This window comes from Aquabacterium commune, assembly GCF_004362855.1.
Classification (GTDB): domain Bacteria; phylum Pseudomonadota; class Gammaproteobacteria; order Burkholderiales; family Burkholderiaceae_C; genus Aquabacterium; species Aquabacterium commune.
In genome coordinates, this window is record NZ_SNXW01000005.1 from 1 (window position 1) to 21,184 (window position 21,184).

The window sequence follows — 21,184 nt, forward strand, 5'->3', positions numbered from 1 at the left end:
CGCGCCCAAAACGCCTGCCAAAGGTGCGTCCAGCCGCCATTGCGGTCATCTCAGCACACCCAACCATGGTCGGCGCTCATTTGTGCAGACCTTCCTTAGCATCTCGGCCAACGAGCCAAGTGGTGCGCACTGGGTATCCCGTTTTCCGGGCAGCAGATCAATCAGTGAGTGCGCGGAACCGTTCAGAAGCAACCTCACGTCTTTCGTATCTGCACTCAAAGACGCAGGGGTGATGGTCAAAATTTCCGCGACACTGCGCCCGCCTGAACGGGCCTACATGATGCACTGGTGTTGGCTGATTGCCAAGGGCAAAGCCGATCCTAAAAAAGTCCCATCAATGAACGGCGTACCCATCAAATGGGATCACGAAGTCGACGGCAAGTATTCAAAGGAAAAGTCGATTGTCGCAGCCAAAGAAATGTTGATTGGGTTTGGAATGCAAAAACTCGGCACAGCGCCAGCGCTGGACTCAAAGCACATCCGTGGATTGGCCGTGGACATGAATGTCACCTGGGATGGTGCGCTCACAATCAAGGACGCGAATAACAAGTCGATCATCATCAACACGCAACCAACGGATGGCATGAACAAGGAACTCCATGCTGTCGGTGCCACGTACTGTGTCATCAAATACAACGCAGGGGGAGTTGACAAGCCCCATTGGTCGGACACGGGCAACTGATATGAAGCGCGCTACAACACTTGCGGCCGTCGTCTTTTCGATTGCAGCGAACGCTCATGCGGGCAGCACGCTACCAAAGGATGTGAGGGCTTTCGTCGCCAGACGTGATGTGTGCGATCATTTCCGTGGCGAGTTTCCTGATCCGCCAGATCCAGAGCGAGTCAAAGAGGTGAATGAAAACCTCGAAAAATACTGCAAAGGCACTGACGCCAAGCTTTCACAATTAAAGCACCGTTATGCGAAGAAGCGGGATGTCATGCGCAAGCTCAATGCGTATGAGGAAACCATTGAGTGAGCGGGCGCTCTGTATGACCATTGATTTTTATCATTGTCTGCCCTGCCAAAACTCCTCCATCGCAGGAGCGCCCTTGAACCGTCTCAATCGTCATCAGTCATGAACTCCGCTCAATCATTCGCGGACATGCGCGCCCAAATCCACGAAGCGCCGAACCACATGATGTGCAGCACGCTGCCCCTGTACATCCTCGCCGAGAAGCGCCCGCGCCCAGGCAACCCAGACTGGGCCGAAATAGGCTGCCTTCGGCAAAACGACGCAGAAGGCGTGATGGCCTACCTCTCTCCCGTTGACGCGATGATCGACCGTCAAGACCGCAATCGCCATGGTGGGCAGTTCGAGGTACGCCCTTTCGAGAGCATCAACCCGATCTCGCTCATTCAAGCCAACGGTGGCTGGCTGACTGTGTACTTGGTCTATGGCTACGCGGCCAGCAACAAGCGACTGATGTGCGACGAGTCGGGGGGGTTAGCCCCGCTCGCACAAGGGGTCAGTTTTCAGATCGATGCGGACAGCACCGAACACATACAGCTGCGGTTCGGCCCTGGTGTATTGCGTTGGCTGGATCGCCTGCATGTCAAAGCTGGGCTGCTTGACCTGGCCCAAATCAGGCAAGAACAAGAGGAATCCCCCGCATCCGAGGCCCTTGCACAAGCCCAAACAGCCGTGCAAAGAATCAATAACCCTCAGCCCAAACACGACGAGATTGCCCAATGCGGTTTGTACGACCCGATTGAGCAAGGCTGGCGCTTCGTGGATCTTGCCGATCTGGATGGCTTGCCCTGCCATGGGTGAGCGGCCTTCCTATAATCCACAGATTCCCTGTTTTGCAGGCCAATGCCCTGGCGGTGTTGGCCTGCGCCCGTCTTTGCGGTGACCCCCATCGTCCTATGAGCGCCCCTACCGAACACCAGACCTATGACCCACGCGCCGTCGAGGCCCGTGCACAGCAACACTGGTCGCAGCCGCACTGGAACGGCCACGACGCCTACCGCGTCACCGAAGAGGCTGGCAAGCAGGCGTTTTATGCCTGCTCCATGCTGCCCTACCCCTCGGGCAAGCTGCACATGGGCCACGTGCGCAACTACACGATCAACGACATGCTCACGCGCTACCTGCGCATGAACGGTCACAACGTGCTGATGCCCATGGGCTGGGACGCCTTCGGCCTGCCCGCCGAGAACGCCGCGCTGAAAAACAAGGTGCCGCCCGCCGCCTGGACCTGCGACAACATCGCTTACATGAAGAAGCAGATGAAGGCGATGGGCCTGGCGATCGACTGGTCGCGCGAAATCGCCACCTGCCAGCCCGAGTACTACCAGTGGAACCAGTGGCTGTTCCTGAAGATGCTGGAAGCCGGCATCTGCGAGCGCCGCACGCAAACGGTGAACTGGGACCCGGTGGACCAGACCGTGCTGGCCAACGAACAGGTCATCGACGGCAAGGGCTGGCGCTCGGGCGCGCCCGTGGAAAAGCGCGAGATCCCCGGCTACTACCTGAACATCACGAAGTACGCCGACGAGCTGCTGGGCGCCGTGGCCAACCCGGAAGACCCGAACTACCTCAGCGGCTGGCCAGAGCGCGTGCGCCTGATGCAGGAGAACTGGATCGGCAAATCGGAAGGCGTGCGCTTTGCGTTCGCGCACGACATCGTCGGTGCCGATGGTCACAAGATCAACAACGGCCAGCTGTGGGTCTTCACCACCCGTGCCGACACCGTCATGGGCGTGACCTTCTGCGCCGTGGCGCCGGAGCACCCGCTGGCTGTGCATGCGGCCCAGGTTCACAAGGGCGGCAATGCCAAGCTGCAAGCCTTCATCGAAGAGTGCAAGACCGGCGGCACCACCGAAGCCGAACTGGCCACGCAAGAGAAGAAGGGCGTGCCCACCGGCCTGTTCGTCACCCACCCGCTCACCGGCGCCCAAGTCGAGGTCTGGGTCGGCAACTACGTGCTGATGTCGTACGGCGACGGCGCCGTGATGGGCGTGCCCGCGCACGACGAGCGCGACTTTGCCTTTGCCAAGAAGTACGGCATCGCGATCCAGCAGGTCATCGGCGTGGCAGGCCAGACCTTCTCTACCGATGCCTGGCAAGAGTGGTACGGTGACAAGCAGAAGGGCGTGACCGTCAACTCCGGCGATCTCAATGGCCTGTCCTACAAAGACGCCGTCAACCGCGTGGCCGAGCTGCTGACCGCCAAGGGCATCGGCGAGAAGAAAACCACCTGGCGCCTGCGCGACTGGGGCATCAGCCGCCAGCGTTACTGGGGCACGCCCATCCCCATCATCCACTGCGGTGATTGCGGCCCCGTGCCCGTGCCCGAGAAGGACCTGCCCGTGCGCCTGCCCGAAGACGTGGTGCCCGATGGCAGCGGCAACCCGCTGAAGACGCGCCTGGACTTCCTCCACGTCGGCTGCCCCAAGTGCGGCAAGCCCGCCCAGCGCGAAACCGACACGATGGACACCTTCGTGGACTCGTCGTGGTACTTCCTGCGCTATACCTGCACGCAGTCGCAAAGCGACGGCTCAGCCTGCGCCTCCGATGCGAACCAGATGGTCGATGAGCGCACCAGCTACTGGATGGGCGCAGCCAACGCCCCCGGCCACCGCGGCATGGACCAGTACATCGGTGGCATCGAACACGCCATCCTGCACCTGCTGTACGCGCGCTTCTGGACCAAGGTCATGCGCGACCTGGGCCTCATCCAGGTCGATGAGCCCTTCAAGAAGCTGCTCACCCAGGGCATGGTGCTCAACCACATCTACAGCCGTCGCACGGCCAAGGGTGGCAAGGAGTACTTCTGGCCGCACGACGTCGAGCACGTGCTGGATGCCGCCGGCAAGGTCGTGGGCGCGAAGCTCATCAACGCGGCCGAGAGCGCCGATGGCACCCTGCCCGTGGGCACCGCCATCGACTACGAAGGCGTGGGCACGATGTCGAAGTCGAAGAACAACGGCATCGACCCACAGCAGCTGATCGACACCTTCGGCGCCGACACGGCCCGCCTGTTCACCATGTTCGCCTCGCCGCCCGAGCAGACGCTGGAATGGAACGACGCAGGCGTGGAAGGCGCGCACCGGTTTGTGAAGCGCGTGTGGAACTTCGGTGCCAAGCACACCGACGCCCTCAAGGCGGCAGGCGCCGTGGTGCAGGCCGAGCTCAGCGCCGAGGCCAAGGCCCTGCGCCGCGAGGTCTTCGTCATCCTCAAGCAGATCAGCTACGACTACGAGCGCATGCAGTACAACACCGTGGCGTCTGGCGCCATGAAGCTGCTCAATGCGCTGGAAGGCCACAAGGGCACGACGCCGGCCGATGCGGCGGTGCTGCGCGAAGGCTTTGGCGTGCTGCTGCGTGCGCTCTACCCCGCCTGCCCGCACCTCACCCACGTGCTCTGGGAAGACCTGGGTTTTGCTGCGCGCGATGGCGGCGACCTGCTCGACGCCCCCTGGCCGCAGGTGGTCGAAGAAGCGCTGGTGCAAGACGAAATCGAGCTGGTGCTGCAGGTCAACGGCAAGCTGCGCGGTTCGATCAAGGTCAGCCCCTCGGCCGACAAGGCCGCCATCGAGGCCGCGGCCCTGGCCAGCGAGGACTTCCTCAAGTTCGCCGAGGGCAAGGCGCCCAAGAAGGTCGTCATCGTGCCGGGCCGCCTGGTCAACATCGTCGTCTGAGGCCAGGTGTTCACTGGTGATATGGTCATGCCCATGCAACGTCGTCACTTCCTGAGCCTGCTGGGCGCGCCCGCCGGCGCCGCGGCCCTCGCCACCCTGGGCGGCTGCGGCTTCGAGCTGCGCCAGGGCTACGCCATGGCCTTCCGCACCATCCAGCTCACGGGCTTCACGGCGAACTCGCCACTGGCCACCGAACTGGCCCGCGCGCTGGAAGCCAGCGGCGTTCAAGTCACGGAAAGCACGCTGCAGGCCGTGCGAGCGGCTTCGTCGGTCATGGTGCCGCCCAGCCACATCGAGCTCAACGCCCTGACCGACAAGCGCGAAACGCTGGTGTCGGCCAAAACCGCCTTCGGTCAGGTGCGCACCATCACCGCGCGCACCACGCTGCGCTTCCAGGTCAAGCGCTCGGACGGCAGCATCCTGATCCCGGCGTCCGACGTGGTGTTGGCCCGCGACCTCAGCTACAACGAGCGCGACGCCCTGGCCAAGCAGGACGAGTCCGCCGCGCTCAACCGCGCCCTGCAAAACGACATCGTCGGGCAGGTGATGCGCCGCCTGGCCGCCATCCGCCCGGACCAGCTGGTCGCGCCGGCCGAGCCCGCACCGCCGCGGTCGTCGGTCAGCGCAGCCTCCGGCGCCACGCGCTGAGTGCGCCGCGCGCTGCGTCACGCACATCGGCCGCGCCGCCATGCAAGTCCGGGCTGAACAACTGCCAGGCCAGCTCGCCAAGGGTGGGCTCAAGCCCATCTACACGGTGCATGGCGACGAGGCCTTGCTGGCCCAGGAAGCCGGCGATGCCATCCGCCAGGCCGCGCGCGCGGCCGGCCACACCGAGCGCCAGGTGCACACCGTCATGGGCGCGCACTTCGACTGGTCCAGCCTGCTGGGCGCGGCCAGCGAGATGTCCCTGTTCGGCGACAAGCAGCTCATCGAGATCCGCATCCCCTCGGGCAAGCCGGGCAAGGACGGCTCCCAGGCGCTGCAGCGCTACTGCGAGCAAGCGGCAGGCAACGACGGCATCCTCACCCTGATCACGCTGCCGCGGCTGGACAAGACCCAACTGAGCAGCGCCTGGTTCACCGCCCTGGACGGCCTGGGCACCTCGGTGCGCTGCGACCCCATCGAGCGCCAGGCCCTGCCGCTGTGGATCGCGCAGCGCCTCAAGGCGCAAGGCCAGGAGGTCGAGCCCGGTGAGGCCGGCCAGCGCACCTTGGCCTTTTTCGCCGACCGGGTGGAGGGCAACCTGCTGGCCGCCCACCAGGAAATCGTCAAGCTGGGCCTGCTGCACCCGCCGGGCACGCTGACCCAGGCGCACATCGAAGACGCCGTGGTGGACGTGGCCCGCTTCAACGTCTTCAAGCTCAGCGAAGCGCTGCTGTCGGGCAACATGGCGCGCACCCTGCGCATGATCGACGGCCTGGAAGCCGAAGGCGAGGCGCCCAACCTGGTGCTGTGGGCCGTGGCCGACGACATCCAGGGCCTGTGGCGCTGCCGCCAGGCACTCGAAGGCGGCAAGCCGCTGCCCATGGTGCTGCGCGAGCAACGCATCTGGGGCCCCAAAGAGCGCCACTTCGAGCGCCTGCTGCCGCGCCTCAAGCCCGCCGCGCTGGCCCGCCTGGTGGCCTCGGCCAGCACGGTGGACGGCATCGTCAAGGGCCTGCCCCACCCGCAGTGGCCCAGCGCCCCCTGGGACGCGCTGCGCCGCCTGGCCACGCAACTCTGCGAGCAGGCCGCCACCCCCTGACTGGGTGCCTGCGTCCGCTGGAAAGCCCGCAGGCAGGACTTCACCCCTCTGGCTATAGTCCACGCACAGTCAAGCGAGGTCCGTTTGACGCGATGCAGCCAGGCGCTGCCGGGATCCCGTTGTGAGTACCGCCAACCCCATCCCCCACCTCATCCCGCTGAACCGCTCCGAACACATGTACTGGGCCGGCGAGGGCTACCTCGGGCCGATCAACCAGCCCTACATCCTGCGCTTCGACCAGCCCTTGGACGAAGCCCTCGTGCGCCAGACCCTGCGCGAACTCACCAGCGCCTTCCCGCGCATGCGCAGCGCCATCGTGCCCACGGCCACGACCTACAAGATGCGCATCCTGGACGACGACGACGGCGTCGCGCAGCTCTTCGACGACTGCTACCGGGTCGAGGCGGGCGTCGATCCGGCCTCGCGCGACGCGCTCGAAGCCTTCCACGGCCGCTTCATGAACGAGCCGATCTCGCTGGAACGCGGCCTGCCCTGGCGCGCACGCTTCTTCCCGCACCCCACGCAGCCAGCGCTGATGTTCTCGGTGCACCACATCATTGGCGATGGCCGCTCGATGGTGCAGATGCTGTGCGCCATCCTGGGCCGCCTCAACGGCCAGCCCATCGTGCCGTGCAAGCTCGAATCGCCCTCGATGATCCCGGCCGTGACGCCGCAGAAGTGGTGGCAATGGCCCGGCAGCATCGCCCGCTGGTGGCGCGACACCCGCGCCGAGCAACAAGCCGCCCGCGGCGAGCGCGTGATCATGCTGGAGCAAGGCAGCTCGGACCGCTACACCATCAGCACCGTGCGCTACCACGAGCTGCCCTGCCCGGCCGCCGCCATGCGCACCCTGGCCAAGGCCCATGGCACGACGGTCAACACCCTGCTGATGGCGCTGGTGGCCAACACCTTCCTGGAGATCGGTCACCGCGACGGCCCTGACCAGCCCGGCGGCCTGAACTCGGTGGCGGCGCTGCGCACCTCGGTGGACCTGCGCCGCTATTTCCCCGACGGCAAGGGCCCGGAGTTCGGCAACTTCGTGTCGGTCTTCACCGTGCGTGCGCGCCGGCAAGCCACGCTCGCCGCGCAGATCAGCTCGCTCGAATCCCAGGCCAAGGCTGCCCTGGCCCGCTTCGAGCGCCGCGACTTCGCCCTGCCCCTGAGCTTCTACGAAATCCTGCCCTGGGTGGGCCGCACGCTCTACAGCCACCTCATCGTGCAAAGCCGGGCCAAGCGCAGCCTGCCCGAGCTGTCCTGCCACCTGAGCAACCTGGGCAGCGCCGAGTTCATCAACCCCAAGGGCGCCACGGTGCGGCTGGCCGAGCTCTGGCCGGCCACCATCAGCACGGCCTTCCTGCTGGGCGCCTTGAGCCTCAACGGCAAGCAGTTCTTCACTGTCATTCACCAGAATGCCGAAATCCCTGCGGCCTCGGTGGACCGGTTCCTGGCCACGCTCGACGCCCAACTGCGCGCACTGATGGCCCAGGCGCACGAGGCCTCGGCCACCCAGGCCGCCGCCCCGGCCCCGCGTGACAAGGTGCACGCCAGCGCCTGAAACTTGGCCCGGCCCGCCACTCAGCGCGCCACAAGGCGCTTCATGTTGCGGCGCACAAGCCGATAGGAACGGTGTCAGCAGTCAGGACACCCACCCGTCGCCACCATGCCCCGCCCCCAACACCGCCCCCACACGGCCAGCACACCCGTCCCGCCGATGGGCGCCGCGCCCCTCCGTGAAGACGCCCTGAGCCCCTCTGCGCAGGGCCTGGCCGAGGCCCAAGCCGGCGCACAGCTGCCCGCGCCCATGGCCCACGACGACTGGCTGCGCTGCGCCATGGCACATTGGCTGGAAGACGATGCACCCGTGGCGTTCGCACGGATGGGGGATGGTCACTGAGGCAGCCCCCACGGATACTGCGAGGCCCCCGCCCGACCCTCGCCATGCCGTCTGCCTTCTTCCACACCCGCCGCCTGCAGACACGCATCCTGGCGGTCTATCTCGGCCTGTTGCTGGTGGTGCAAGGCACGACCTACTGGGTCATCCACCAAGCCATCGACCGCAACGCGCGCCAGTCCGTGGCCGAGTCCCTGGGCAGCGGCGAGGCCTTGCTGCTGCGCCTGCTGCACCAGCAGCAAGACGCGCTGCAACAGGCCACCCGCGCCCTGGCCGAAGACGACAGCCTGCACACCGCCCTGACGCTGGCCCAGCCGGAAGGCATGCTCACGGCCTTGCGCAGCCACCGCGAAGCCGTGCGCGCCAGCGTGACCTTGCTGACCACCCCGGCCTTCGTGCCCTTGAGCCAGACCGAAGACAGCCCAGGCACCGCCCTGGCGATGGCTGCCCTGATGCCGGCGCTGCTGCAGCCTCAGGCCCCTGCCCAGACGCCGGCCGCACAGCCGCGTCAGGCGACCGCGCTGCGGGTGGTGCGCATCAACGGGCAGATCTACCAAGTGGCCGCGATGGCCGCGATGGCCGCCCCGACAACCGTCCCGCCCAACACCACCGCACCCGCAGCGTGGGTGCTCATGGCCACCCGCATCGACACCCGGCTGCTGCAGGAGCTGCACAGCCTCTCCGGCCTCGACCTGGCCCTGCTGACACCGCCTGAGGCCGGCAGCCGCTGGCAGGTGCTGGACGCCACCTTGCCCGCCGACAGCTGGCCGCGCCTGGCCCAGGCCTGGGAAAACGGCCCCCGCCGTGGCACCCTCTCCCAACCCACCTTCCATGTCGGAGGCGACGAGTTCAGCGCCCGCGCCCTCGTCCTGCCCGACCTGCAAGGCCACGACGTGCTGCGCGCCGTGCTGATGCGCTCGGTGGACCAGGCCATCGCGCCCTACCGCGAGCTCAAGCTGACCCTGCTGGGCCTGTCGGCCCTGGGCGTGCTGGCCTTTGGCGTGGTCGGCATGCTCAGCGCCCGGCGCATCACGGCCCCGCTGCGCGAGCTCTCCAGCTCGGCGCGCCAGCTCGGCCGCGGCGAGTACGACTCCGAGGTCTCCAGCGACTTCGACGGCGAAATCGGCGAACTGGCCCAATCCTTCGAAACCATGCGCCAGACCATCCAGGCCCGCGAGGGCGAGCTGCGCCGCCTGGCCTGGCAAGACCCCCTCACCGAGCTGCCCAACCTGGAGCAGTTCCGCCGCGACCTGCGCCAGGCCGTAGGCCGCGCCAGCCAGCACGGCGTGCCCTGTGCGGTGCTGCTGCTCGACATGGACCGCTTCAAGCAAGTCAACGACCAGCTCGGCCACCGCTTCGGCGACCGCCTGCTGCGCGCCGTGGCCCAGCGCCTGCACGACGGCCTGCACGACGGCGCCCACGGCAGCCAAACTCCCGTGCTGGCCCGCCTGAGCGGCGACGAGTTCGGCATCTTGCTGCCCGGTGCCGATGCGGCCGCGGCCTGGCCTGTGGCACAGCGCATCCTGGCCGACTTCGAACGCCCGCTCGTCCTCGACGGCCACACCGTGGACCTCGGCGCCGGCATCGGCATCGCCGCCAGCCCCGCGCATGGGCTCGATGCCGACACCGTGCTCAGCCGCGCCGAGCTGGCCATGAACGCTGCCAAGCAGCGGCAGGCCGGTGCCGTGAGCTACCACCCGGGCCTGGACGCCACCGCCTCGGCCTCGCTGACCCTGCTGGGCGAGCTGCGCACCGCCGTGGACGACAGCCAGCTGCGCCTCTTCCTGCAACCCAAGGTGACGCTGGCCACCGGTCAGGTCGTCGGTGCCGAAGCCCTGGTGCGCTGGCAACACCCCGAGCGCGGCGTGCTCTCGCCCATCGGCTTCGTGCCCTTCGCCGAGCAAACCGGCTTCGTGCGCCTGCTCACGCGCTGGATGATCGACGAGGTCGCGCGCACCGCCCAGGCGCTGTCGCAACAAGGCCTGGCCATGAAGCTGGCCGTCAACCTGTCCACCCGCGACCTGCTCGACCCCGAGCTGCCGCCACGCCTGGCCGACGCCATCGCGCGCCACCAGCTGGCGCCGGACAGCCTGGTGCTGGAGATCACCGAGAGCGCCATCATGGACGACCCCGAGCGCGCCCTGCACACCCTGCAGCGCCTGCGCACCATGGGCGTGCGCCTGTCCATCGACGACTTCGGCACCGGCTACTCCTCGCTGAGCTACCTCAAGAGCCTGCCCGTGCAGGAGCTGAAGATGGACCGCTCCTTCGTGATGTCCATGGCCGCCGACGAGCACGATGCCAAGATCGTCCAGTCCACCGTCGAGCTCGCGCACAGCCTGGGCCTGTCGGTCGTGGCCGAGGGCGTGGAAAACCTCGCCACCTGGGAGTTGCTGCAGGTGCTGGGCTGCGACGAGGCCCAGGGCCACCTGATCGCCAAACCCATGCCCGCCCGCCAGTTCGCGGCCTGGGTGATGGCCTGGCAACCGCCTCAGCCTGCCAACCTCGCCGCCAGTTCGGCGTAAGCCTGGGCCTGGTCGGCCGGCAAGTTCGCGGGGCCCGCGGGCATGGTCCGGCCGGGCGCTGCGGCCACGGCCTGCAATTGCGCCTCCAGCACCTCCACCAGGCGCTGCGCGTCGCCCAGGCGCGGCAGCACCGGGCCGGCGAACAACACGCGCCCGCGGTGGGCCAGCACCAGCGTGGGGAAGGTCTCGACGTCGATGTCACCGGCCAGGTCGGCCTCGTCTTCGATGTCGATCCAGCGGTAGCGGTGACCGGGCAGCGCGCTTTGCAGCGCCGCGAACGTGGCCTCGTAGTCGCGGCAGGTGCCACACCAGGCGGCGCACAGGCAGACGATGTCGAGCACGGGCTCGACCACAGGCGCGGGGACGGCAGGAAGTGCGGCAGCAGGTGCGCTGGAAGGCAGGTCGTCGGTGTCCGGCATGGCGCCATTTTGCGCGAAACGCCGTGTCGGCTGTGTCTCGCCGTTCGCCTCACCTAGCGCGTCACCATTCGTTACGGCTGCATCGCCGCCATTGCCCTGCCGACCGCGCTGTGCCAGTATCCTTTGACGACACCCCCTCATCCCAAGGAAGTACCCATGCGCCTGAACCGCCAAGCCACCATCTGGCTGACCGCCATCGCCCTGAGCCACACCGCCGGCCTGCAAGCCGCCCACGCCGGCATGGTCGCAACCGATGCCGTCGCCGCCCAGGCCCTGGTGTCCGAAGCCCAGGCCCAGGACCGCGCCGACGCCTCGGTGAGCCGCGCTTCCGTGCTGGCCACCCTGAGCCGCGCCGACGTGGCCGAGGCCCTGCGCGCCAAGGGCGTGGACATGGACGCCGCCCGCGCCCGCGTGGACGCCCTGTCCGACACCGAAGTCGTGGCCCTGGCCGACCAGATCGACCGCGCCCCCGCCGGTGCCTCCGATTTCATCGGCGTCGTCGTGTTCATCTTCCTGCTGCTCTTGCTGACCGACATCCTCGGCTTCACCAAGGTCTTCCCCTTCACCCGTTCCATCCGCTGAGCGGCGTGGCCAGCCTGGGCCCACGCCGGTGGGCCAGGTGGGAGGCCAGGTGGAAGGCCAGTCGGGGGGCCACGCTGGCCGCCGTCCTGGCCCTCGCCGGCATGGGCACGGGCCTGAGCGGCTGCGCCACCTGGTTGGACGCCGGCACGGCGCAAACCCAGCAGTTGCTGGCCGCACCGCCGGCCGGCTTGCCCAGGCGCGTGTTGCTGGACGCCACGCCCTTCCACCCACAAACCGAGCTGCAATGCGGCCCAGCGGCCCTGGCCACGCTGCTGGGCGCGGCAGGGCGCCCCGTCACGCCTGAGGCGCTGACGCCCGAGGTCTTCGTGCCCGGACGCGGCGGCAGCCTGCAGATCGAGATGCTGGGCGCCGCGCGCCGCCACGACGCCGTCAGCACCGTGCTGCCCCCGCGCCTGGACGCGCTGCTGCAGGAGGTCGCGGCCGGCCACCCGGTCGGCGTGATGCTCAACCTCGGCCTGTCGGTGGTGCCGCTGTGGCACTTCGCCGTGCTCGTGGGCTTCGACCTCGACCGCGAAGAGCTGCTGTTGCGCTCCGGCGAGACCCGCGAATTGCACCTGCCCCTGCGCACCTTCGAGCGCACCTGGGCGCGCTCCCAGCACTGGGCCTTCGTGGCCCTGCCGCCCGAGGCCGTGCCCGCCACCGCCAGCCTGGCGACCGTGCGCGAGGGCCGCATCGGCTTCGAACGCGCGGCGCCCCCGGCCCGCGCCGTGGCGGCCTGGCAAAGCGCCTGGCAACGCTGGCCCAACGACGTCGTCATCGGCATGGGCCTGGGCAACAGCCAGGTGGCCGCCGGCGACGCCCCTGCCGCGCTGCGCACTTTCGCGCAGTTGGCCGAGGCCACCGACAATGCCGCCGCCTGGAACAACCTGGCCAGCCTGCGCCTGCGCACCGGCGACCTGCCCGGCGCACGCCAGGCCGCGCGCCAGGCCGTGCTGCGCGCCAGCGCGGCCGAACCTGCGATGCTGCCTGCCGCGCAAGCCACCCAAGCCGAAGTGGCCGCGGCACACGCACGCTGAACGCCGGGCATGCCCCACAATAGCGCCCCGACAGCGCCCTGTGGCGCAACAAGACGCTAACAGGAGCACGCCATGCCGGTCATCGTGGTCGCCAATCCCAAAGGCGGCGTGGGCAAATCCACGCTGTCCAGCAACATCGCAGGCTACTTCGCCCGCCAGGGCCACGCCGTCATGCTCGGCGACGTGGACCGCCAGCAGTCCTCGCGCCTTTGGCTGCAGCTGCGTGACGCCAGCCTGCCGCGCATCCAGAGCTGGGACATCACCGAAGACCAGATCGCCCGGCCCCCAAAGGGCACCACGCACGTCGTGCTGGACACGCCCGCCGGCCTGCACGGCAAGGGCCTGGACGCGGTCATGAAGCTGGCCGACAAGGTCATCGTGCCGCTGCAAGCCAGCGTCTTCGACATCTACGCCACGCAGGATTTCGTGCGCGCACTCGCCAAGAAAAAGCGCAGCGAAGGCACCCAGCTGGCCGTGGTCGGCAACCGCATCAAGGACCACACCAAGGCCACCGAGCACTTGAAGGAATTCCTGCAGACGCTGGACATCCCCCTGCTCACCCTGCTGCGCGACACCCAGAACTACGCCCACCTCGCCGCCCACGGCCTGAGCCTGTGGGACGTGCCCGCCAACCGCGTCGAGAAAGACCTCGGTCAGTGGCAACCGGTGCTGGACTGGATGAACGCCTGAGGCGTTTGCAGGGCCAGTCGCCGCCCGCGATCCCGCTCAAGCTGGCGCGGCCAGTCCCAAACGGATGGCCTGGTGCGCGCGACACGCCTGGCCAAAGGCCTCGAAGATGCGCAAGGACACCGGGTTGGACGCCGCCAGCCATTCCGGGTGCCACTGCAGGCAGAGGTTGAAGCCTCCACCCGGCTTGCTGAAAGCCTCGACCACGCCATCCGGCGCACGTGCCTCGACGTGCAGGCCCGGCGCCAGGCGCTTGACGCCCTGCCCATGCAGGCTGTTGACCATCACCTCGTCGCCCTGGCGCACGTCCAGGCCACGCAAGATGGGGTCGAGCACCCCGCCGGGCTGGATCGCCACCGCGTGCGCCAAGCCGTACTCCTGCTCGACGGGCAAGGCCTCGTCGGCGCGGTGGTCCATGTGCCCCGGCTGCCCCTGCACCGCCTGGTGCAGCGAACCGCCCAGCGCCACATTGACCTCCTGCAGCCCCCGGCAGATGCCCAGCAGCGGGATGCCACGTTCGACGACCGCCCGGATCAGCGGCAGCGTCCAGGCGTCGCGCACCGGGTCGAGGGGCAAGCGCTCATCGAGCACGTCCTCGTCAAAGTGGCGGGGGTGGACATTCGACGGCGACCCCGTCAGCAAGACCCCATCCACCACGGACAGCAGCGCCGACAACTCCGCCTCCGACGCGCCCGGCACCATCAAGGGCACCGCACCCGCCAGCCGGATGGCATCGACGTACTTCTGCCCCACCACGTGGAAGGGGTGACGACCCAAAACCCTCTGGCAAGAGGGCACCAGCACCAACGGTGCTTGAACAAACTGAGCAGATTGAGAACCCATGGCACCTCGCTATGCAACGAGTGTGCCAAAGCCTCCCCCCCTGTCAACCGACGGACGCAAAGAAGGCCCATTCGCCTGGCTCACAAATGCTTGCACTTTGGTGGGGCGATCGAGACCCCCATGCGGGGGAACTGCGCGCCCGCAGGCCTGCTTTTGCGCTAATTTCCGGGGTTCTACGGCCGGTGGCGCCTGACCCCGGCCGAGCACACACCCTGGGACGGACGCATGACCGATCTTTCCGGCATCCAGCACGCGCTGGACGATGCCTCGCACAGCCTCGCCGAACTGGCAGATCGGGCCGGCCAGGGGCTGGGCGGCCTCAGCCAGCACACCCGCCTGCTGCGCCTGCACACCGCGCTGGGCCCCAACGTCTTGCTGGCCGAGCGCGCCACCATCCATGAAGGCATGGTGCCCAACGCCGACGCGCACCTGCAAGCCGCCTGCCACATCGAGGTGCTGGCCCTCAGCACCCGCCACGACCTCGCCCCCACCGAGCTGCTGGGCCAGGCCGCGCTGCTGGAGCTGCAAACCACGCGAGACTGGCGCCCCTTCCACGGCCACATCAGCCACGTCGCCTGCCTGGGCGCCGATGGCGGCTTCACGCGCTGGCGCCTGCACATCGCCCCCTGGCTGCACTGGCTCGGCCACCGCAGCGACGCCTGGGTCTTCCAGGACATGGACGTGCTCGACATCACCGAGGCCGTGTTCGCCGACCACCCAGCCCAGCAACCCGCCTGGCGCATCGACGTGGCCGACCGCAGCGCCTTGCCGCGGCGCTCGCTGTGCACGCAGTTCCACGAAACCGACCTCGCCTTCCTCTCGCGCCTGTGGGCCGAAGAAGGCCTGTTCGCCTGGTTCGAGCACAGCGGCGAGGCCGGCGGCAGCCACACCCTCGTCATCGCCGACCACGCGCAGGCCTTCGCCCCCAACGCGCAGCCCCAGGTGCGCTACACCCAGGCCAGCGCCACGCTCAAAGAAGACAGCCTCATGCACTGGGGCGGCGTGCGACGCCTCGGCCTCACGGCGCTGCACACCGCCAGCTGGGACCACCGCCAGGTGCGCACGCACAGCGCCAGCGCCCAAGTGGACGCGGCCCATGGCCAGGCGCACACCCTCACCTTCACGGACCACCCCGGGGCCTACGCCCATGCCTCGCCCGTCCACGCACAGCGTCACGCCCGCCTGCGGCTCGAAGCGCTGGAGGCCGAGCGCAAGCAGTTCGAAGGCACGGGCACGGTGCGCACCCTGGCGCCGGGCACCACCTTCTCGCTGCGCGACCACCCCGACCACAGCGGCATCGATGGCGACGACGATTTCACCGTGCTGCGCGTGACCCACACCGCGCGCAACAACCTCGCGGCCGATGCCACCGCATCGCCGACCCAGGCCGCAAGCCTGAGCGCAGGCACGGACCGCCTGGCCAACGACAGCACCGAGCCGCTCTACCAGGGCCACGTGCTGGCGCAACGCCGCCAGGTGCCCGTGCGCCTGCGACACGCCCCCGCGAAACCGCGCGTTCAGGGCAGCCAGACGGCCATCGTCGTCGGCCTGAACGGCCCCGTCCACACCGACCGCGACGGCCGCATCCAGGTGCAATTCCATTGGCAGCGCGGCACGCGCAGCAGCCACCGCCTCGACCACCCCACCCCAACGGCCGACAACTGCAACGCGCCGGCCTCCGAAGCATCTGGCACCTGGGTGCGCGTGGCCCAGGCCTGGGCCGGCGCCAACTGGGGCGGCGTGTTCATCCCCCGCCTCGGCCAGGAGGTGGTCGTGGCCTTCCTCGACGGCGACATCGACCGCCCCGTGGTGCTCGGCGCGGCCTACAACGGCCAAGGTCAGGCCGACGCCCAGGGCAACAGCGTGTCTGCCGGCGCCGCCACGGCCACGGGCAACGCCCCGGCCTGGTTCCCGGGTACCGCACGCCAAGGCGAGTTGGAAGGCCATGCCCACACCGCCACCCTGAGTGGCCTGCGCACGCAAAGCCTGGACGCGTCCCAATCTGGCGGCGGCGCCCACAACCAGCTGGTGATGGACGACACCGCCGCCCAAGGCCGCGTGATGCTGCACACCACCCAGGCACAGAGCTGGCTGCAGATGGGCCACCTGCTGCAACAAGATGGCAACCAGCGCTTGGCGCCGCGCGGCATCGGCCTGGAGCTGCACACGCAGGCGCAGGCGGCATTGCGCGCCGGCAGCGGCCTGCACCTGAGCACCCACGCGCGCCCGGGCGGCACCACCGCGCAGGCCCAGCCGACAGACACCCGTGAAGCACGCACACAGCTGCAAGCGCACGCGGAGCTGCTGCAAGCCCTGCACACCAACGCCCAGGCCCAACGCGCCCAACTGCCGCGCGAAGCCGCGCCTGCGCAACTGCCGGCACAGCAAGCCTTGCAAGCCACCCTGGCCAGCCTGGGCGCCACCGCCAGCTCCGAGCACGGCAACATCCCCACCACCGGGCGCCCCGACATCGTGCTGAGCGCCGCCGCCGACGTCCACAGCGCCACGCCCGCCCACACCGTGATCGCCGCAGGCCAGCACCTCACCGTCACCACCGAGCAAGACACCCATCTGCTCGCACAGCGCCACCAGGCCTGGGCCGTCAAAGGCGGCATCGGCCTGTTCACACACGGCCAAGCCACCGACACCCAAGCATCCGGCCAACACCCCGTGACCGACACCGGCATCCGCCTGCACGCCGCCAGCGGCAACGTCAGCGTGCAAGCCCAAAGCGCCACGCTGAACCTCACCGCCAAGCAGGCCGTGGACCTGCAAAGCACCCAGGCCAGCGTGCACATCAGCGCGCCCCAGCGCATCGTGCTCAATGGCGCCGGCAGCTATTTGCTGATCGACGGCGGCAACATCGAACTGGGCACGAGCGGGCCGGCTCTGTTCAAGGCGGCGGCCAAGGAGTTGGCGGGAGGGAGCAGCGCTTCGGGGCAGGGGCCTTCGTTGAACAAGGCACAAGACTTGTTCGATGAGCAGTTCGTGCTGCAAGACCAAGACACCGGCATGGCGCTAGCTGGCGCCCCCTACAGGATCGAAAACGGCAAGGGCGAGGTTGTGGGCACCGGCATCACCGATGTCAAAGGACGCACCAGCCGGATCACCTCGTCCAGGGCAGAAACACTGAAGGTGTTCTGGGGACATTGACCTTCAGGCGACAACTCACTGATCAAGACCATGAACACCCCTGTCGCTACCGAACGCTCAACCCACTTGGGTCAAGGCACCGCCAACACCACCGCGGGCAGCCAAGTCCAGGTCCAGGTCAAGGCCGAGCCCATGACCTACCTCCGGCTGGACACAGGCGAGGTCTATGCCATTCCCGCCCCCGATGTACCGGCCTTGCACAACGAGTTCGACCGGTGGAATCGGCTCATGCATGCGCAACTGCTGGCCAATGAGGTGCTGGCCCTGGCCGATGAACGCCTGCTGCTCATCGCCACAGCCAAAGGCCAAAACCCGGCCAGCATCAGCAAGGACATCGAAGACGATGCGCGAGCAGCGCAAGGCTTGGCCGTCCAATGGCGGGAGCAGGCCACGGAAGCCGTTCGCAAGGAAATGCAAGCCCTCGACAAGCTGGGCGGCTCGGGCAAACAGTTGGTCGAGATGGTGCCCTTGATGGACAAGGCTGGCGACAAGCCCTACACCGTCACACCAGACAAAGCCAATGGCGAATGGAAACGAAAGGGCCTTGACCTCAGCCAGAAGTGGCATGTCAAAGGTGCCTTGGGCATCAAGCAAAAATTTGAACAAGAAGCCCGCTACCAAGGACTCGGCCCCTTGCGATACGTGAACTCGGCGACCTTGGAGAAAAAGGGCTGGCCCAAGTTCAAAGACGCAAAGTCCATGAAGTGGGCCGAGGTTTATAAGCAGGACCCGACCGGCAAGCGCAAGATCGACCGCACGAGGCTGAAGCAGTACTTGGGCGAACAGGTGATGGCCGCCAAGGTGTCCAGCAAGGACTTCGTCAAGCTGGAAGTCAGCAACGTGGGCACCCTCGGACCTGAGGCGCTGGAGAAATGGAACGCCAACATGCGCGCCAGCGGCGAAGGCAAAGTGGTGTGGGGAAACACCGAACTGGGCGACGTGAACTTCAGCGCCGAGGCAGCGGCCATGCGCTACTACGCCGGTGGCAGCCTGAGTGGCGAGCTCGCACCGCTACAAGGCAACGTGAACATCAAGGCCGAGGGTGGGCTGGAGGTGGCCTTTGCCGAAGGCAAGGTGGCTGGCAACCTCTATCTGCCCAGCAAAGAAGGCTTGATGCTGTACTGGCTGGACCTTGAGCAGGCTGTGGCCATGGCCAAAGGCCAAGCCGTGGACACGGGCAAGTACGACCTGGGGGCCGTGCGCCTGGCTTGCGCAGCCGAGCTCAAGGGTGTGATCGGCGTGAGCCTGGCGGGCGAGGTCTCGATTGGCGTGGCCATGAAAGACATCGACACCCAAGACGTCGATGGCAAGACCAAATCGGGCAAGTTGCCGCACATCCAGGGCACGAACAAGAAGGTCAAGCGCAAAAGCGCGGCCAACATCAGCGGCCAAGGCAATGACTGGAAGAACACCGCAGGCGCGGCGGCCAGCGTGAACTTCTTTGCGGGCGCCAAAGGCGGTTTGGGGCTGAGTGGCGCCATCGAGTGGCGCAACCCGCACAGCGCTGAGAAGAAGTTCGAGCCGTTTGCCAGCATTGCGCCTGAACTGCAAGGCATGGCGGGCCTCGCTGGTGAAGCAAAGCTGGCCGTCGAGTATGTGGACGGCATCTTCCGCATCACAGCTCACGCGGGCTTGTGCTTCGGCCTGGGCGCAGAAGGCACGGTGACGCTGGCCGTCGGGGCAAAACAACTCGCCAGCTTCATGTACTGGTTCTATTACAACCTGCTGAACTTGGGGTTCAGGAACGTGGCGATCATTCGGAAGTCCGGATTCGATGCAGCCAAGTACCTGGGGTACTTGGTGGTGGCCGAAGGCAGGGAGTTGGCAGAGTACTTCGGGAAAGAACTGGCCGGGGATGCGGCGGAAACATTGGAGAAGGCCATTGTCCGACTAGAGGTGAAGTACCGCAAAGAAGCAGAGACGCTGCAATTGGCCAAGCGCATTCTGGCCAATTGCAGCGCGCTTCGACACACCCCACCTGAGAGCAAAGGCATGCTCATCTACATGCTCACCCGCTTTGGTGCCGTCAGTTGGGCACTTGACGGCGGAGGCCTGGGCAGCAACTACCTGCCCACCCAGCGCCAAGCTGTGTTGGCCGTGCTGCACCAAACCCAAACCAAGCGCGACATCGAGAACGTCATCCAGCACATTCACCCAACGGGTGACAAGGTGGCCTTTGATCAGCGGCTGGGTGATCTCAAACGGTTCTTTGCAGCCGAAGGCCCCAGCGGGCTGGACTTTCCTGGCACCCGCACACAACATCAAGACGGGTTCCAGGGATTGATGCGTCAACGCGGCCACGCTGACTTCGTGGCACTCAATGGCGACTTTGGTGCGTGGTACGACCAGACCCATGCGGCGCTGATGGACGAAGCCCCGCGCGGCTACCCCGCCATGGACAACTCGGACTTTGCCTATGCCCTGGCCCGCGATGGTCGGGGTGACCACCCGCTGTTCGCATCCAGCGGCAATGGCTTCTACAACAGCGTTGTGTGACGCTCAGTGTGGCGTGACGGCGCAGCGCAAAGCAGGCATGAAAGAAGAAGGTACAGCAACCAGTTTGCCGGTGTCATCGTCCTTCTCCAGAGGGTAAGGATCTGCCTTGTAACGATGCACGGTCGACCCGATCAAGGGGCTGTCCGCGCCACCACCCCGAATCACCTTCAAGTTCCCGGTTGCAGGCCCTCGCGGTTCAAGAGTGGAAGCCATGCTGTACGCATCCTCGGCGTACCAATCGTCGACCCACTCCTTTCCGTTGGTGCTCATGTCATGCAACCCCAAAGGATTTGATGGGAACAATCCGACCGGATAGGTACTCAGCCTCCGCATGGGTGAAACGATCTCGACCTGCGCGTCATAAGGCACACCCTTCCCAAACTCCGCGTTGCCGTCAGCGGTGGCCACCATGAAGAACTGCCCCCGGCTGCGTGCTGCGTATTCCCACTGTGCTTCGGTGGGCAAGTCCATCGGTAACCCCGTCAACTGCCCGAGCCATTGACAGTAGTTCTTGGCCTCCTGCCAGTAAGCCCGCGCGGCGAGAGTCGGGGGCTGGCGGACATCCCCTCCATACGTCGCCCCCGTCCTCGGCCGGCCCGTCGCATCCGTGAACACATCGAACTCAGCATACGTGACCTTGTATTTGCTGATCCAGAAGTCGCTCAAGGATATCTCCTTAACCACCTTGTCGTCTGACTTGGAGGTCATGCGCGACACGCCCTCAATGCCCATGAGGCTGGCGAAGTCGCCACGCATGAAGCTGCCTCCGCGCACATAGACCATGTCCTTGAACACCTTGGCCTTGAGCACCTCTTTGCGAGCGTCGATGCTGCCAACTTGCATGGCTGCCAAGGCCTGGGCCAGCTCCGTGGGTTGCTGAGGAACCGGCAGCTTGGCCAGGTCTTCTGGCTTGATGTGGAAGTGGTTGCGCTTCGGGTTGCCCGGTGGCTTCACGCTGGCCAGCGTGGGCGCCTCGGCTTTGGACAAAAATGCCATTGCCGCCACTGAGCTCGCCGGCCGAGCTTCGGCAGGCATGGCATCCGCGGTCGCAACCGCTTTGGCGCACCCTGAAGCCGTCACCGCCCCCAAGGTCAACAGGCCACATGCCATCCATTGGTTCGCCATCGTGATATCCCTGCGATGTGTTCGTTTGTCGCCCATG

General features: G+C 67.0%; 17 protein-coding genes. 14 read left to right on the top strand and 3 right to left on the bottom strand.

What is annotated here, in order from left to right; all coding sequences use genetic code 11:
• The 9 genes from EV672_RS09770 to EV672_RS09810 all read left to right on the top strand — a co-directional run.
• On the top strand, nt 1–682 hold a 682-nt coding region (locus EV672_RS09770), incomplete at its 5' end, for a hypothetical protein (protein WP_208110751.1).
• A 1-nt stretch (nt 683) separates the two neighbouring features.
• Complete coding sequence (locus EV672_RS09775; protein WP_133608708.1) at nt 684–977, top strand: hypothetical protein; 294 nt, start codon at nt 684–686, stop codon at nt 975–977.
• A gap of 99 nt (nt 978–1,076) precedes the next feature.
• Complete coding sequence (locus EV672_RS09780) at nt 1,077–1,772, top strand: hypothetical protein (protein ID WP_133608710.1); 696 nt, start codon at nt 1,077–1,079, stop codon at nt 1,770–1,772.
• 95 nt (nt 1,773–1,867) lie between these two features.
• Nucleotides 1,868–4,645, top strand: a complete 2,778-nt coding sequence (gene leuS, locus EV672_RS09785) for a leucine--tRNA ligase (protein WP_133608712.1) — start codon at nt 1,868–1,870, stop codon at nt 4,643–4,645.
• A 33-nt stretch (nt 4,646–4,678) separates the two neighbouring features.
• Nucleotides 4,679–5,293 (top strand): LPS-assembly lipoprotein LptE, encoded by a 615-nt coding sequence (locus EV672_RS09790; RefSeq protein WP_133608714.1) that lies wholly within the window; start codon nt 4,679–4,681, stop codon nt 5,291–5,293.
• 40 nt (nt 5,294–5,333) lie between these two features.
• On the top strand, nt 5,334–6,389 hold the full coding sequence (holA, locus tag EV672_RS09795; protein ID WP_133608715.1) for a DNA polymerase III subunit delta: 1,056 nt from the start codon (nt 5,334–5,336) through the stop codon (nt 6,387–6,389).
• A gap of 121 nt (nt 6,390–6,510) precedes the next feature.
• Nucleotides 6,511–7,944 (top strand): condensation domain-containing protein, encoded by a 1,434-nt coding sequence (locus EV672_RS09800; RefSeq protein WP_133608717.1) that lies wholly within the window; start codon nt 6,511–6,513, stop codon nt 7,942–7,944.
• A 105-nt stretch (nt 7,945–8,049) separates the two neighbouring features.
• The gene (locus EV672_RS09805) at nt 8,050–8,283 is read left to right on the top strand and encodes a hypothetical protein (RefSeq protein ID WP_133608719.1); all 234 of its coding nucleotides are present in this window, start codon (nt 8,050–8,052) and stop codon (nt 8,281–8,283) included.
• 44 nt (nt 8,284–8,327) lie between these two features.
• The gene (locus tag EV672_RS09810) at nt 8,328–10,805 is read left to right on the top strand and encodes a putative bifunctional diguanylate cyclase/phosphodiesterase (RefSeq protein ID WP_133608721.1); all 2,478 of its coding nucleotides are present in this window, start codon (nt 8,328–8,330) and stop codon (nt 10,803–10,805) included.
• Here the strand turns inward: EV672_RS09810 and EV672_RS09815 are convergent.
• Complete coding sequence (locus tag EV672_RS09815; protein WP_133608722.1) at nt 10,772–11,224, bottom strand: thioredoxin family protein; 453 nt, start codon at nt 11,222–11,224, stop codon at nt 10,772–10,774. The genes EV672_RS09810 and EV672_RS09815 overlap by 34 nt on opposite strands.
• 156 nt (nt 11,225–11,380) lie before the next feature.
• Between EV672_RS09815 and EV672_RS09820 the strand changes: the two genes are divergently transcribed.
• The 3 genes from EV672_RS09820 (at nt 11,381) to EV672_RS09830 (ending at nt 13,533) form a co-directional block, all read left to right on the top strand.
• The gene (locus EV672_RS09820; RefSeq protein ID WP_133608723.1) at nt 11,381–11,806 is read left to right on the top strand and encodes a PA2779 family protein; all 426 of its coding nucleotides are present in this window, start codon (nt 11,381–11,383) and stop codon (nt 11,804–11,806) included.
• A gap of 101 nt (nt 11,807–11,907) precedes the next feature.
• On the top strand, nt 11,908–12,843 hold the full coding sequence (locus EV672_RS09825) for a PA2778 family cysteine peptidase (protein ID WP_133608724.1): 936 nt from the start codon (nt 11,908–11,910) through the stop codon (nt 12,841–12,843).
• A gap of 72 nt (nt 12,844–12,915) precedes the next feature.
• Nucleotides 12,916–13,533: a ParA family protein gene (locus EV672_RS09830; protein WP_133608725.1), complete on the top strand. Its 618-nt coding sequence runs from the start codon at nt 12,916–12,918 to the stop codon at nt 13,531–13,533.
• A 36-nt stretch (nt 13,534–13,569) separates the two neighbouring features.
• Here the strand turns inward: EV672_RS09830 and EV672_RS09835 are convergent, their stop codons facing one another.
• Entirely contained in the window at nt 13,570–14,373 is an 804-nt protein-coding gene (locus tag EV672_RS09835) for a gamma-glutamyl-gamma-aminobutyrate hydrolase family protein (RefSeq protein WP_133608726.1), read from the bottom strand.
• 225 nt (nt 14,374–14,598) lie between these two features.
• Here EV672_RS09835 and EV672_RS09840 point away from each other — a divergent pair, with 225 nt between their 5' ends.
• The gene (locus tag EV672_RS09840) at nt 14,599–17,526 is read left to right on the top strand and encodes a type VI secretion system Vgr family protein (protein ID WP_133608727.1); all 2,928 of its coding nucleotides are present in this window, start codon (nt 14,599–14,601) and stop codon (nt 17,524–17,526) included.
• A 30-nt stretch (nt 17,527–17,556) separates the two neighbouring features.
• On the top strand, nt 17,557–20,022 hold the full coding sequence (locus EV672_RS09845) for a hypothetical protein (protein ID WP_133608728.1): 2,466 nt from the start codon (nt 17,557–17,559) through the stop codon (nt 20,020–20,022).
• A gap of 3 nt (nt 20,023–20,025) precedes the next feature.
• Here the strand turns inward: EV672_RS09845 and EV672_RS09850 are convergent, their stop codons facing one another.
• Nucleotides 20,026–21,183 (bottom strand): formylglycine-generating enzyme family protein, encoded by a 1,158-nt coding sequence (locus EV672_RS09850; RefSeq protein ID WP_133608729.1) that lies wholly within the window; start codon nt 21,181–21,183, stop codon nt 20,026–20,028.
• Nucleotide 21,184 lies beyond the last annotated feature (1 nt).